Below are 13415 nucleotides of genomic sequence, written 5' to 3'. Positions count from 1 at the left end.
CAGCCCACCCACCCCTAGCCGACCCCTTTCCTGGTACCGTCGCGGAAATGCTGGGGAGGGCGCAGCGTGCGGGAACAGCTCATCGCGGCCATCACCGAACGTCTGGTGCACGTCGAAACGACGCAGGATCCGGATACGTTGCTTGTGCCGGAAGCGATCGAGGAGGTCAAGCAGCTCTCAGCGCTGGTCGGCACCAACGGCGACGACGTCGAAGCGTTGCACACTCTCGGGTGGTTTCACTGGTACGGCTTTCTGGCACTGGGTGAGACCGACGGAGAAGATGTGCTGCAGCTGGCGGTCGACGACCTGACTTGGTGTTTTGTCCACGGTGTCACCGAACTGCCCGAGCCGGTATTGCCGTTGCTGGCCGAGAACTCCATCAGGATCGGCGCCGAGCTGCTCACGAAGTCCGCCGCCGACCCTGATCCGGAGGTGGTGACAGCGACGGTCGAGGTCTGGCAACGGATCGTGGACACCCTGCCCGAGGATCATGAAATGCGGGCGACCGGACTGGCTTGTCTCGGCCAGGCGAAGTTGAGGCGGTACGAGGTGACCGCCCAGCCCGGCGACCTGGACGAAGCAGTCACCGTCGGCTACGCGGCACTCGCGGGATTCTCGAAGGACGACCCCGATCACGCGCAGTGCGCGCTCAATCTGGGCCTCGCCCTGCATGCGCGGTATGAGCGCTGGGGGCGGCTGGAGGACATCGACAACGCGGTGTCGGTGTGCCGGGCCAGCGTCGCGTCGGCGCCACCCGGCCATCCTGGACGCGTCGCGTTCCTGCAGGGTTTGAGTTTGGTGCTGCGCGTCCGGAGCGAGAGCACCAGAAATCGGGACGAGCTGGACGAATCCATTGTGCTGGCCCGGGAGTCTCTGGCGGGCGCCCCGCCGGGTCACCCGGACCGTGCTTTGGTGCTGAACGTCCTCGGCACGGCGTTGTACCTGCGAACCGAGCACACCGGGAACCGCTACGATCTCGATGAAGCCGTCACAACCACACGTGAGGCCGCGCATGCGGCACCGGACGGCACTGTTGTGCGGAACATGTGCCTCACCAACCTGTGCATGATGTTGCGGACGCGGTTCGAACGGACCCGCTCACTCACTGATCTCGAGGGGGCGATCGACGCCGCCCGCACCGCACTCGGCACGCCACTTGCCCAGGACCCCTACCGTCCACTCTGCCTGGTCAACCTGTGCGCGGCCTTGGACTGCCGGTTCCAGCAGCTCGGCGACATCGGCGACGTGAACGAGGCCGTCACCGCGGGACGCGAAGCGGTCCGCTCTCTGCCTGCCGACCACCCCGACCAAGGCTTGGCGCTGGCGGCCCTGGCCGCCGCACTGGCTCACCGGTTCGAGAACAGGGCCGCCCGCACCGACCTGGACGAGGCGATCTCGACGATGCGGGACGCCTTGGCCAAACTGCCGCCCGGCAGCCCCAACCGGGGCCTGTACCTGGGCATCCTCGCTGCCGCCCTGGATGCCCGGTCCCAGCTGACCGGCTCGGATGCCGAACTGAACGAGTCGATCACGGTCGGCCGCGACGCCGTTCGTGCCACGCCTGAGGATCACCCGAACCACGCGATGCACCAGTCGAACCTGAGTGGTTCGCTGCTGATCCGGTTCGAACGCACAGGCGCGCTGCCAGACCTGGACGAGGCAGTCACCACCGCTCGGGCCGCCGTCCGGACCGCACTGGCCGAAAACCCGCACCGCGCCACATTGTCGGCCAACCTGGGCATGGCGCTCGTCGACCGTTACCAACGGATGGGTTCCACCGCGAACCTGGTGGACGCCGTCGCAGAACACCGCCGGGCAGTGGAGCTCACCCCGGCGGACCACCCGTACCGAGGGCCGTACTTGTCGACCCTCAGCACCACTCTGCGGTTGCTGTTCGTCGCGACCGAGGACCCGGCTCTGGCCGACGAGGCCATCGACGTGGCGCGCGACGCGCTGGAACGTCCGCTGGTGGACCAGGGACGCCACGCGCTGCACCTCGGAAATCTGGGTATGGCGCTGTTCGACCGCTACCGGCACACGCAACCAGGCAAGACGCAGGATTTGGCCGAGGCCATAACCGTCCTTCGCCAGGCTGTCGACGCCACCCCTGGCGGCCACCCCCGCCGGGCTCTGCATCTGAGCAATCTCGCCGTCGTACTGGCCAATCGGGCACACGTCACCCGCATTCCGTCCGAAGTAGACGAAGCTGTCGCGGCCATGCGGGCGTCGGCCGAGGTCGAGTCCGGCGCGCCGTCGGTCAGAGTGCAGTCCGCGCGATTGGCGGCGGGGATGCTTGCCGACGAGGTGGAAGCGGCGAACCTGTTCGAATATGCCGTGCGGCTGCTGCCGACGACGGTGCCGCGTCTGCTCGACCGCAGCGACCAGCAGCACGCCCTGGGCCAGTTCGCCGGTCTGGCCGGAGAGGCCGCCGCAGCGGCGTTGTGGGCGCGGGCGGACGCCGCGACCGCGTTACGACTGCTCGAGCTGGGCCGGGGTGTGCTGTTCAGTCAGGCCCTGGACACCCGCAGCGACCTGACCGAACTCCAGGAACGGCACCCTGTGCTCGCGGACCGGTTCGTACGGCTGCGCGACGTGCTCGACCAGCCCGACACACTCGACCGGCGGATGGACGAGCGCAACCGCCTGGCCGCCGAGTTCGAAGCGGTGACAGCCGAGATCCGTGGGCTCGACGGATTCACCGACTTCCTGCTGCCGCCCGACATCGATCGGCTGCTCCGGCAAGCCCGGCAGGGCGACGTTGTGGTGGTCACCATGGGTCTGGACCGCGCCGACGCGTTGCTGCTGCGTCCGAACGGCATCAGCGCGCTCCCGCTGCCCGGACTGTCCAACGACGACCTGCTACGACGAGTCGACCAGTTCCACGAAGCAGTGGATCTCGCATTGGGCGGCTACGGCGGCCCGGTGGCGGCTGTGGCCGAACGGACGCTCGCGGAGGTCCTGGAATGGCTATGGGACGTTGTCGCCGGACCGGTACTGGAAGAACTTGGCCACACCACCGTCGTGCCGGATCCGCCGCGCGTGTGGTGGTCTCTCACCGGGCCGCTTGGCCACCTGCCTCTGCACGCCGCCGGTTACCACCCGACCTCCCGAACCGTCCTCGACCGCGTGATCTCGTCCTACACGCCGACAGTGCGTGCGCTCGACCATGCCCGCACCCGCCAGGCGGCGTCGACTGCGAATGATCAGGCCCTGATCGTGGCGATGCCGTCCACGCCAGGCCAAAGGCCTCTCCACCACGTCACCGAGGAGGCTCAGCGAGTCGCGCGGCGGGTCCCGAACTCCACGGTCCTGATCGCGGATCCCACCCGGGACTCCATTCTGACCCGGCTCCCCGACTCCGCCATCGCCCACTTCGCCTGCCACGGCCACAGCACGCCCGCCGACCCGTCCCAGAGCCGTCTGCTGCTCAGCGACCACGAAACCAGACCGCTCACGGTGGAAAGCCTGGCCCCGATCCGGCTGGAACACGCGCGGCTGGCGTATCTGTCGGCGTGTCGCTCGGCATTCAACGGCGCGACGAACCTGATGGACGAGGCGATCCACCTCACCGCCGCGTTCCAGCTCGCCGGGTACCCGCACGTGGTCGGCACGCTCTGGGAGATCGACGACTCGCTCGCCGTGCAGGTCGCTGACACCTTCTACGCCCAACTGGACACCGGCCAGGGCATGGACACCTCGCGCGCCGCCCATGCCCTGCACCACGCCGTACGAGAACTGCGGGACCTGCACCTGGGGCGGCCGTCCCAGTGGGCCGCCTACGTGCACTCAGGAGCCTGAGTTGCTTCCGCTCACGTGAATGTGCGCCACATCGAGTTCCTTGGCCTTGCTGACGAACAGGTCCAACTCCTCGGGCTTGGCGTTGACCGGCGCCTCCAGCCGTGTCCCCTTCGCGGTGATCACCACGACCGTGCTGCGCCTGCGGACCTGAGCAAGCTGGAACAGTCCAGTCAGCACCGTGCCGACCACCGCACCGAGCACACCCGTAATGGCGACCAGGATGGTCGGGTCCACAGCCCGGGTGGTGTCAGGCGCGGGCCGCAACTCCAGGACCGGGATTCCCTCGGCCTGGTCGGCGGCAAACCCGGCGGCCAGTTCCGCACGCAACTGCTCGCTGGTCAGACCACCGAAGGAAACACCGAACTCAGGCATGCGTGTCGTCTCTCCTCTTAGGTGCGCGGTGAACGCCATGATACTGGCCGACGAACGCTAGCCTTCCGCGGTCATGGTTTCGCGTTCGGGCCGGGGACGTTCCGGGAGTTGAGCAACACGAGCACAATCAGGGTCGTGACGACCGCCATTGCCGCGGAGGACAACAGGACTGCAGACCCTCCTTCAGCGATTGCCGTGTCCAGTGCGGTCTGTACGCTCGCCTTGGCGTCCTCCGGCGCCAAGGCGAGCACGGCTTGAGCATCGCCTCGCGCGGCGGCGTCCACCATGGCCTCCCGGGTCGGGCCCTGGATGGCGGGATCGGCGGCGATGACCGATCCCGTCTGTGTCTTGTAAAGCACGCCCAGCACGGCCGTACCCACGCCACCACCGATCGATGCGAGGCTTGTGACGGTGCCGCCGACCATGCCGGCTCGCTGCTTGTCCACCACGTTCATCGCCACCGACATCACCGGTGCACCGGCCACGCCACCACCGAAACCCCAGATCAGCAACGGCAATGCCAGCAACCACGGACTCGTCGTCGGACCGAAGGCGAAACCCAGCCAGGCGGCTGCGATCGCCTTGAGCGTGTAGCCGGTCGCGATGATCGGTCCTGGCGCGAGTCTGGCCTGCAGTTTGCCCGCGAGCATGCCCGCGCCCATCTGGGCCAGCGCACCCGGCACGAGCATCAGGCCGCTCTCGGTCGGCGTCAGGTGCAGTGAGCCCTGGAAGTACTGGACGAAGTAGACAGTGCCGCCGATGGTCAGCACCCGGGACATGAAGATCGCCAGCGCGGCACCGGTGAACGCGGGCACCCTGAACAACGACAGGTGCAGCGTCGGTGCCTGCACCCGCACCTGGACAACCGTGAAGGCGATGAAGAGGATCACCGCGAGTCCGAACTGGACAAGTGTCTGTGTCGAACCCCAGCCCTGGTCCTCACCACGCAGCAGCGCGAAGTTGCCGATGCCCAGCGACAAGATCAGCAGTGCGGTACCCAGCCAGTCGATGGGCGGCCTCGGGCCATCGGACTGTGGCGGGGATGGCAGCCGGGCAGCGGCCATGATGAACGCGGCGATCCCGATCGGGACGTTGACCAGGAACATCGCCCGCCAGTCGAGCACGTCGATCAGCACACCACCCAGTACGGGGGCTACCAGGCCCGCGGCGGTGGCCGCGGTCGACCAGGTCGCGATCGCCATATTGCGGCGCTGTCCCTCGAACGCGTGCGAGATCAGCGGCAGGCTGTTGGCCATCAGGATCGCGCCGCCGATGCCCTGCAGGCCACGCGCGAGATCGAGGAACACGACGTTGGGCGCGAGCCCGCAGGCCAACGACGACACGGTGAACAGCACAATGCCGGTCAGGTACACGGTTCGACGGCCGAGCCGGTCCGACAGCGTGCCGACCACCTGTGTGACCGCGCCCATGGTGACCGTGTAGGCGACGATCACCCATTGGATGCTCGACAGTGAGCCACCGAGCTCGGCCTGGATCCCGGGCAGGCCGACGGTGACGATCACGATGTCTATGACCACCAGCAGCGAGCCCGCGATGACCAACGTGAGGATGGCGCGCGCCTGGCCGGTCAACGGCGCTTCCGACTTCTGAGCCACGACTCTCCCAGCGAGTTAAGGGTGACCTAACCTTAAAGTCAACAGTGTGTGAAGTTCAAGCCCGTTACGCTGACGCCGATGCCTCCGACGACCCGGCGCCGTCCGGCCACCCGCAAGGGACGCCCGACGCTGACCCGCGAACTCATCGCCGAACGAGCCCTGCACCTGGCCGGTGCCGAGGGATTCCCGGCGATCACCATGCGCAGGCTCGCCGCTGACCTGGGCGTCACGGTCCGAGCTCTGTACAACTACGTCGAAGACCGCCAGGAAGTGGTCGAGCTCGCCACCCAGCTGCTGATGTCCTACTGGCAACTGCCCGAACTGAACGTCGATCGCTGGGAGGACAGCGTGCGCGCGTACTGCGCACAGATGCGGTCGCTGTACCGCCGGTTTCCCCGCGCATTGCTGGTTTCACTGGACGAGGACGTCCGTCCACGTGGGGTCCACCCGGCCCGGCTGCGCAACCCGGACGCGTTCCTCGGACTGCTGCGCGGCATCGGCCTCAGCCCACTCGACGCCGTTCGGGTACACACCGAGCTCGGCCTGAAACTGTTCGGTTTCGCCCTGCTGATCGACTACCGCGACGCGGATGTCTCGCCCGTTCCCGAGCAATGGCTGACCGCTCAACCAGATCTGCATGTCCCGCACCTCGCCGAAGCCTTGCGCACAGCCAAACCGACACCCGACGAGTTCTTCGACCACATCGTCGGCACGCTCATCCTGGCCATCAAGGCCTGCCTGCCGACGAGCTGAGCGGCAGCGCCGAGGACATTTGGCGCGCTTTGCAACAGCTCTGGCGGGGAACGTCGTTGTCAGGCCTGCGCTGCCGGACCGAGCATTCACCGCATGCGCTTCATGACCTGGTTCGTACGGATCGCGGGCTGCTACAACGCCAGCGCGATCGTGGTTTTCCTGACCCCAGGCGCGCCCGAGGCAGTCGGCCTGCGGATGCCCGATGCCCAGTTCTGGGTATGGCTGCCCGCGTTGGTCGGGCTGTTCGCCGGTGTCGTGCTGGTGTTGTCATCGGTGGATCTGCGCCGGTTCGGTGCGTTCCCCTACTGGAACGGGATTGTCCGGCTGGTGTTCGTGGTGGTGGTGTTCGCGCTGGATCTGCCGGAACAGGCCGGGGCGTTTGTCACGGTCCTGGCCATCGGCGACCTGCCACTCGCGCTCGTCGCGATTTTCGGTCTGCCGCGCGTGCTGCGATGCAGCCACAGCGACCTGCTCCGCAACCGGCTGCACCCGATCGGAGCCGCCGTATGAGCGAACTTACGAAACAATCGCCGACACAACACCGGCTGGTCGACCTGAGGTTCGGCTTCGCCCTGGTGGCCGTGGTCGAGATGGTGTACGCCCTGATCGGCCTGCTCCCGCCGAGCGTGCTCAGCGCGGCCACCGGCTGGAACATCAACCCGGACGGGCAGTGGGTGGTCAAGCTGATCGCGGTGGCGCTGGCCAGCCAGGCGTTCGTGGCGTGGACACTGCGCCACCATCCGCACCGGGGCGTCGCCGCATGCCTCGCGTTCTACCAAGTGGCCAGCGCGACCGTGGACTGGGTCGTCTGGCTTACGATTCCAGATGTCTTCGCCACCACCCAGGCGAAGGCCGGGGTACTCGTGGCGATCCCGACCCACTACCTGATCGGACTCCTGCTCATCCTGGGAATCCGCACAAGCCGACGGCATGACACCACCTACCAGATGTAAGGTCCCGGTCGGGCTGGAACCGGCGCTACGGGCATGCGAAGTGGCTCCCGGCGAGGTCCTGGCCCTCGCCGGGCTGCCCGCGGGCATGTTCGCCAGGCCCGGTGTCACCCTGCCGGTCCCCGCGTACTTCGACCTGTGGCACGCGATCCGGAAAGTCAGCGACGACCCGGATATCGGGATCGCACTGGCCCGCGCGATCCGGGCCGACTTCACCGAACCGTACTTCCTGGCCGTGTTCAGCTGCGCCACACTCGGCGCGGCGATCCAGGTCATCGCCCGCTACAAGCGGATCCTCAGCCCCGAAGACGTCGACCTGGCCATCGAAGCCGGCGGGCAGACGACGATCACCTACCGCTGGCCGGACGGCGTGGGAACCCCACCACAGGCACTCGTCGACGCGGAACTGGCGTTCCTGACAGAGCTGACCCGGCGAGTCGCGGTGCAAGCACCACTGCGGATGGAGCTGACCACACCAGCACTGGACAGACCGAGCGGCCACGCGGCGTACTTCGGCTGCCCGATCAGGCTTGGCGCACCACACAATGCGCTGGTGCTCGCCACCGCCGACCTCGAACTTCCACTCGATACCCACAATCCGGCACTACTGCGGGCGCTTGTCCCCTACCTGCGGGCCAACACACCGGCAGCACAGGGCGGGCAGGTCGAGCGAGTACGTTCGGCGATCGCCAAGCGGCTCCCCGGAGCACGGCCGACAATCGACGCGGTGGCCCGCGATGTGGCCATGAGCAGCCGTTCGTTACAGCGATTGCTGCGCGACCACGGCACTTCCTTCCGCGAAATGCTGGACAAGGTCCGTCACGAGCACGCCCGGGGATACCTCGGCGCGACCTCCTTCAGCGACGCCGAAATCGCATTCCTGCTCGGATTCGGCGACCCAGCCTCGTTCTACCGCGCATTCCGGGCATGGACCGGCATGTCACCGGGCCGCTTCCGCCAACGGGAGCCGGAAGACTTCACCCATCCCGGCAATTCATAGTACCGGTGTCCAGCGATGGGACAGCAGCGCGACAGGGCTGGCCGCCGTAGTGAGAAATCTCTTTCACAGTCCCAGATAGGCCTTTCGTACCCGCGGATCCTCGGCGAGCTCACGGCCTCGGCCGTGCAACGCCGCGACGCCGCTCTCCAGTACGTACGCCCGGTCCGCGATGCTCAATGCCTGGTGCGCGTTCTGCTCGACCAGCAGCACGGACACTCCGGTGTCGCACACGGCTTTGACGGCATCGAGGACGTTGCGGGTGAGCTCCGGGGACAGGCCGGTCGACGGTTCGTCCAGCATCAGCAGTCTTGGCCGGCTCATCAGGGCCCGCCCGATCGCGAGCATCTGCTGTTGCCCGCCGCTGAGCGTCTCGGCGGCCTGCCTGCCGCGTTCCTTGAGGACAGGGAACAGCTTATGAACCCGTTTCAGGTCGTACGACGGTCTGGTCCACGCTCCGAGTCGCAGGTTCTCCTCGACTGTCAGAGGGCCGAACAGTTGCCGGCCTTCGGGAACATGGACCAGGCCGCGGCGGGTGACCTCGTGCGGACGCAGCCGATCGATGCGGTCGCCGAGGAATGTCGTGGTGCCTGAAGTGCGCCGGATCAGGCAGCCGATCGCTCGAAGCGTCGTCGTCTTCCCGGCGCCGTTCGCGCCCACCAAGGCGACGAGTTCTCCTTCGCCCACTGTGAGGTCGAGGTCGTGGACGACTTGCAGACGGCCATAGCCCGCGCAGAGCTTCTCAAGCGTCAGCAATGGTCGGTTCCTCTCCGAGATACGCCTCGATGACCCGGGGATCGCTGGTGACCTCCTGCGGTGTGCCGTCGGCGATCACCTTGCCCTGGTCGAGAACGAGGACGGAGTCCGACAGCCGCATCACCGCGGCCATGATGTGCTCGACGAACACCATGGTCAGGCCGTCCTCGTCGCGCAGTGTCGCGAGCATGTCGACGACCGGCTGACGTTCCGCGGGCACGAGCCCGGCGAGCACTTCGTCCAGCAGTAGCACGCGTGGGCGGATCGCCAGGGCACGTGCGAGCTCGACGCGCTTCAGGGCTGCCGTGGGCAAGTCGCCGGAGACGTTGTCGCGCCAACGTTGCAATCCAACGCGCTCGATCACCGCGTCGGCCGCTTGCTGAGCCTGCTTACGAGACCGCGTATGCCCAAGGGCGGCGGTGATCACGTTGTCCCGCACGGACATCGACGCGAACGGCCGCGTCAGCTGGAATGTGCGCGCGATCCCGGCCCTGGCGATCTTGTGCGGCGGGGCGCCGGTCAGATCCATGTCGTCGAACAGCACCCGGCCGGAATCCGGTTTCAGCACTCCGGCCACGAGATTGAACAATGTGGTCTTGCCCGCGCCGTTCGGGCCGATGATGCCCTGGATACGGCCTTGCCCGACGGTCAGGCTCACGCCGTCCACCGCGTGCACACCGTGGAACGCCTTGGCCACGTTCTCCACTCGCAGCAAGGTCATCGGCGCACCCGGTCCCGGATCGTGCCGTAGATCCCCTTGGGCATCAGGATCATGATGACGATCAGCAGGACGGCGTACAGAATGACGTCCATGCCGTTGCGACCGGCCAGCAGCGACAGGAATTCCGGCGGTGCCCGCAGCACTGTCGCCGTGATGTCGGAGAGCGGGCCGAGAACCAGCGCGCCGATCACCGGGCCCCACACCGTGCCGACGCCTCCGACCACGGCGGGCAGGATGGACTGGATCGACTGGGACGGGCCGAAAGCCAGATCCGGATTGACGAAAAGGTAGTACTGGGCATAGAACGCTCCCGCGATGGACGTGATCGCCGCGGACAGTGCCATGGTCGTCAGCCGGTACCGCAGGACGTCGATGCCCAGGGACTGCGCGGCCGTCTCGTCGTCCCGGATCGCGATCGTGAACTGGCCGGACCGGGAACGCAGATAGCCGATGGTGGCCAGCAACGACAGCACCAGCAGTGCCAGGCCGATCCAGTAGTACCGCGCGTCACCGGCCTCGAACTGCAGCATCCACCACGACGATTCCGTCAGCAGCGGGATGTTGTAGCCGACCGCCCGGTTGACCAGATCGCTGTTGACCGCGATCAGCCGCAGCATCTCGGCGAACGCGAACGTCGCCAGGGCGAAGTACGCTCCCTTCACGCGATATCGGAACGTCAGGAAGCCAAGCAATGCCGCGAAGGCCGCTGCCAGGATCGCGCCCACGATCATCGCGATCCACGGCGAAATCCCATGCTCGACGAGCAGATACGCGTCCGCGTAGGCGCCAAGACCGAAGAAGGCGGCATTACCGAAGTTGAACATGCCCCCGAAGCCGCTCATCAGGTTCCAGCCGACCGCCATCAGCGCGAAGATCAGCACCCGGACCGCGACCGCTTCCTGGGCGTCAGGCGTGATCAGCGGCAGTGGCGCGGCAATCACCGTCACGGCAAGCAGCACGAACAAATGCCGTCGCCACGGCGTGGCGACGGTCATGTCGCCCTCCCGAAAAGCCCTTGCGGCCGGAGGAAAAGCACGAGCACGAAGACGGCGAACACGGCCAAGAGCGGGCTCTGGCCCGGCAGCAGCACGCCGCCGAACTGCTCGACGAGCCCGATCAGCAGTCCGCTCACCACGGCCCCGATCACGTTGCCCTGCGATCCCATCACCGCGACGACAAAAGCGATGATCGTGAACTGGTCGCCCGCAGTAGGTGTGATCGTGGTGAACGGTGCCACCAGCATGCCCGCCGCGCCCGCACAAGCCGTGCCGAGCGCGAACGTCGCCACGTACACCCACCGGACGTCGATCCCGACCAGCGCCGCGCCCTGGCGGTTCGCCGCCACCGCACGGATCGCCAGGCCGAACCGGGTCCGGTTGAGGACAAAGTAGACGATCGCGGCGAGCACAAGCGCCCCGGCGAAGGCGAGCATCCGCGACACGTTCGTAACCGCTCCCAGGATGTTCAGCGTGACGTCGCCGGGCACTGGTACTGATCGTGGGTCGCCGCCGTAGACCAGCAAGGCGATATTGGTCAGCAACAGCGAGACACCCAGCGTGATCAGCAGCTGGTTCTCCAGCGGCCTGCCCGTCGACGAGTTGAGCAGTCCGAACTGGACGATCGCGCCGAGCAGCGTCAGCACCAGAATCGCCGGAACGAGTGCGGCGTAAGGGTTCAGGCCCGTCGACTGTGCGATGCCGTAGGTGACGAACATGGCGACCATCAGGAACGCGCCGTGCGCGAAGTTCACGATGTCCAGCACGCCGAAGATCAGCGTCAGCCCCATCGCGACCAGGCCGTACACACCGCCGGTGAGGATTCCCGTGAGCATCGCCTGACCGACCACCGCGCCGCTGCCTGACCGCAGGTAGGCGCCGGCGACCACGGCAACGGCCACAAGCACGACAACCGCGAAAGCCCTGGCCTGCATCCCCGTCCTCACTGGCCGGGCGTCACCGGGAAGACCGGCTTGACCTGGGCCTCCTCCTCCGGTAGCACCACAGTCACCTTGCCGGACTGCCCCTGCTGGAGCACTGGCACGGCACCGGTGTTCTCGCCCTTGTCGTCGAACTTGATCGGTCCTCCGGTGGTCACCGGTGGCAGCGCCGTCTGGGCTATGGCGTCGCGGATCTTCGCGGGATCGCTGCTCCCAGCCTTCTCGATCGCGGCGGCGATCACCTGGACGGTGTCGTAGGCCAGACCGGCTTCCGTTCGCATCGGCTGGTTGTGCGCCTGCTGGTAGTTCCTCTGCAGGGTGACGGCTTCCTGGTTCTTCAGGTTCAGTCCATAGTTGACATTCAGAAACCCGTTGGCGGCACTGCCGACGTCGGTCACGAACTGGGCATGGTCGAATGCTCCGTCCGCGACGCCCAGGACAGCCTGTAACTGCGGCTGGACACTCGCGATCGCCTTGGCCGCGAGCACGCCGTCACGGTAGTACCCGGTGACGGCCAGCACCTGGGCGCCGCTCGCCTTGACCTGGGTGATCTGGGTGGTCAGGTCGGACACAGTGGCGGCGTCGTAACTGATCTCCGGATCCACAGTGAATCCGTTCTTCTCCGCCTGCGCCTTGAACGCCTGATAGGCGTTGCGGCCGAAGTTGGTCTGCTCGTGCAGGTACGCGATCTTGGTGACCTTCGGCTGAGTGGTGGCCGACAGTGCTTTGAGGTAGTCCGCGGCCTGCACGGCGAACTTCGATCCCACGGGCTGTACCCGAAAGGAGTACTTCAGGCCCTGCTGCAGGATCTTGTCCTCAGCCGCCACGTTCATCACGAACGGCACCTTGCCCCGCTCGGCGACCGCGGCCACGTTCTGGGCCACCGCACTCTGGTACGTGCCGATCAGGGCTACCGCACCGGCTTGGGTCAGCCGCTGCGCCTCGCTCTGACCGACGTCGGGTTTGCCCTGTGTGTCACCTGGTTCCAAGGCAAGCTTGGCGCCGCCGAGGGCCTTGATCCCGCCCGCGTCGTTGATCGCCTTGACGGCCAGTTCTGCGCCGTTCTCCAGTTGCCTGCCGTCGCCCGCGTACGAGCCGGTGAGCGGGTGCAGAGTGCCTATCCTGATCGTACCGCCGGTCGGGGCATTCGAAGAGCCGCTGCATGCCACGGGGAACAACAACATGCTGACGACGAGGACGGGAAACCAAGGCCTGGCCATCTCATCTCCGATTCGGGACGTCTCTCTGATCGGAATGATGCAAGGGTTGCCATGTTTGCACCATTGCGGCCGATCGGTCAACGCTCGGACATATGCGCGGGATATGGTTCGACGATCGGCCGTCGATCGGGCGGCTCGCGTACAACCCGTATCCTGCCGAACATTTTGGAGGATGCGTGATCACACGACGGAGAATGCTGGGCGCCACCGCTCTGGCCGGAGCCTGGGTTGCCGCGGGCACACCCGCCGTGTCAGCCGCTGAAACGGGGTCCATAGTGGACGATCCATGCCACGCT

The 13415-nt window shown here is 66.8% G+C and carries 12 protein-coding genes and 1 pseudogene; 6 read left to right on the top strand and 7 right to left on the bottom strand.

Annotation, left to right across the window (positions count from 1 at the left end):
• The first annotated feature begins 66 nt into the window (after positions 1-66).
• Positions 67-3798 (top strand): CHAT domain-containing tetratricopeptide repeat protein, encoded by a 3732-nt coding sequence (locus JOF56_RS60330; protein ID WP_209644044.1) that lies wholly within the window; start codon positions 67-69, stop codon positions 3796-3798.
• Here JOF56_RS60330 and JOF56_RS36805 read toward each other — a convergent pair.
• A complete protein-coding gene (locus JOF56_RS36805) occupies positions 3787-4170 on the bottom strand; it encodes a hypothetical protein (protein WP_209644043.1) in 384 nt (127 codons plus the stop codon). The two genes, JOF56_RS60330 and JOF56_RS36805, sit on opposite strands and share 12 nt — an antisense overlap.
• A gap of 71 nt (positions 4171-4241) precedes the next feature.
• The gene (locus JOF56_RS36800; protein ID WP_307855420.1) at positions 4242-5786 is read right to left on the bottom strand and encodes a DHA2 family efflux MFS transporter permease subunit; all 1545 of its coding nucleotides are present in this window, start codon (positions 5784-5786) and stop codon (positions 4242-4244) included.
• Between the two features lie 78 nt (positions 5787-5864).
• Between JOF56_RS36800 and JOF56_RS36795 the strand changes: the two genes are divergently transcribed.
• From JOF56_RS36795 to JOF56_RS36780, 4 genes are all read left to right on the top strand, one after another.
• The gene (locus tag JOF56_RS36795) at positions 5865-6539 is read left to right on the top strand and encodes a TetR/AcrR family transcriptional regulator (protein ID WP_209644042.1); all 675 of its coding nucleotides are present in this window, start codon (positions 5865-5867) and stop codon (positions 6537-6539) included.
• A gap of 93 nt (positions 6540-6632) precedes the next feature.
• Complete coding sequence (locus JOF56_RS36790) at positions 6633-7049, top strand: hypothetical protein (protein ID WP_209644041.1); 417 nt, start codon at positions 6633-6635, stop codon at positions 7047-7049.
• Positions 7046-7492 (top strand): hypothetical protein, encoded by a 447-nt coding sequence (locus JOF56_RS36785; protein ID WP_209644040.1) that lies wholly within the window; start codon positions 7046-7048, stop codon positions 7490-7492. Before JOF56_RS36790 ends, JOF56_RS36785 begins: the two co-directional genes overlap by 4 nt.
• A gap of 40 nt (positions 7493-7532) precedes the next feature.
• A complete protein-coding gene (locus JOF56_RS36780; RefSeq protein ID WP_209644039.1) occupies positions 7533-8489 on the top strand; it encodes an AraC family transcriptional regulator in 957 nt (318 codons plus the stop codon).
• A 63-nt stretch (positions 8490-8552) separates the two neighbouring features.
• On the opposite strand, the gene JOF56_RS36775 is transcribed toward JOF56_RS36780, so the two are convergent.
• From JOF56_RS36775 to JOF56_RS36755, 5 genes are read right to left on the bottom strand one after another with little or no spacing between them, the layout of a single operon-like run.
• Entirely contained in the window at positions 8553-9242 is a 690-nt protein-coding gene (locus tag JOF56_RS36775) for an ABC transporter ATP-binding protein (RefSeq protein ID WP_209644038.1), read from the bottom strand.
• Positions 9229-9963, bottom strand: coding sequence for an ABC transporter ATP-binding protein (locus JOF56_RS36770; RefSeq protein ID WP_209644037.1), 735 nt, complete (start codon positions 9961-9963; stop codon positions 9229-9231). Before JOF56_RS36770 ends, JOF56_RS36775 begins: the two co-directional genes overlap by 14 nt.
• Complete coding sequence (locus tag JOF56_RS36765) at positions 9960-10958, bottom strand: branched-chain amino acid ABC transporter permease (RefSeq protein ID WP_209644036.1); 999 nt, start codon at positions 10956-10958, stop codon at positions 9960-9962. Before JOF56_RS36765 ends, JOF56_RS36770 begins: the two co-directional genes overlap by 4 nt.
• Positions 10955-11893, bottom strand: a complete 939-nt coding sequence (locus JOF56_RS36760) for a branched-chain amino acid ABC transporter permease (RefSeq protein WP_209644035.1) — start codon at positions 11891-11893, stop codon at positions 10955-10957. The genes JOF56_RS36765 and JOF56_RS36760 overlap by 4 nt, the downstream gene beginning before the upstream one ends.
• A gap of 8 nt (positions 11894-11901) precedes the next feature.
• On the bottom strand, positions 11902-13119 hold the full coding sequence (locus JOF56_RS36755) for an ABC transporter substrate-binding protein (RefSeq protein ID WP_209644034.1): 1218 nt from the start codon (positions 13117-13119) through the stop codon (positions 11902-11904).
• Positions 13120-13211: 92 nt separating this feature from the next.
• On the opposite strand from JOF56_RS36755, the pseudogene JOF56_RS60845 reads away from it, so the two are divergent.
• Positions 13212-13367 (top strand): annotated as a pseudogene (locus tag JOF56_RS60845) (twin-arginine translocation signal domain-containing protein); the annotation flags it as partial.
• Between the last annotated feature and the right edge of the window lie 48 nt (positions 13368-13415).

The sequence above is a fragment of the Kibdelosporangium banguiense genome, from assembly GCF_017876405.1.
GTDB lineage: Bacteria > Actinomycetota > Actinomycetes > Mycobacteriales > Pseudonocardiaceae > Kibdelosporangium > Kibdelosporangium banguiense.
This window is presented reverse-complemented; position numbering and strand designations above follow the sequence as displayed.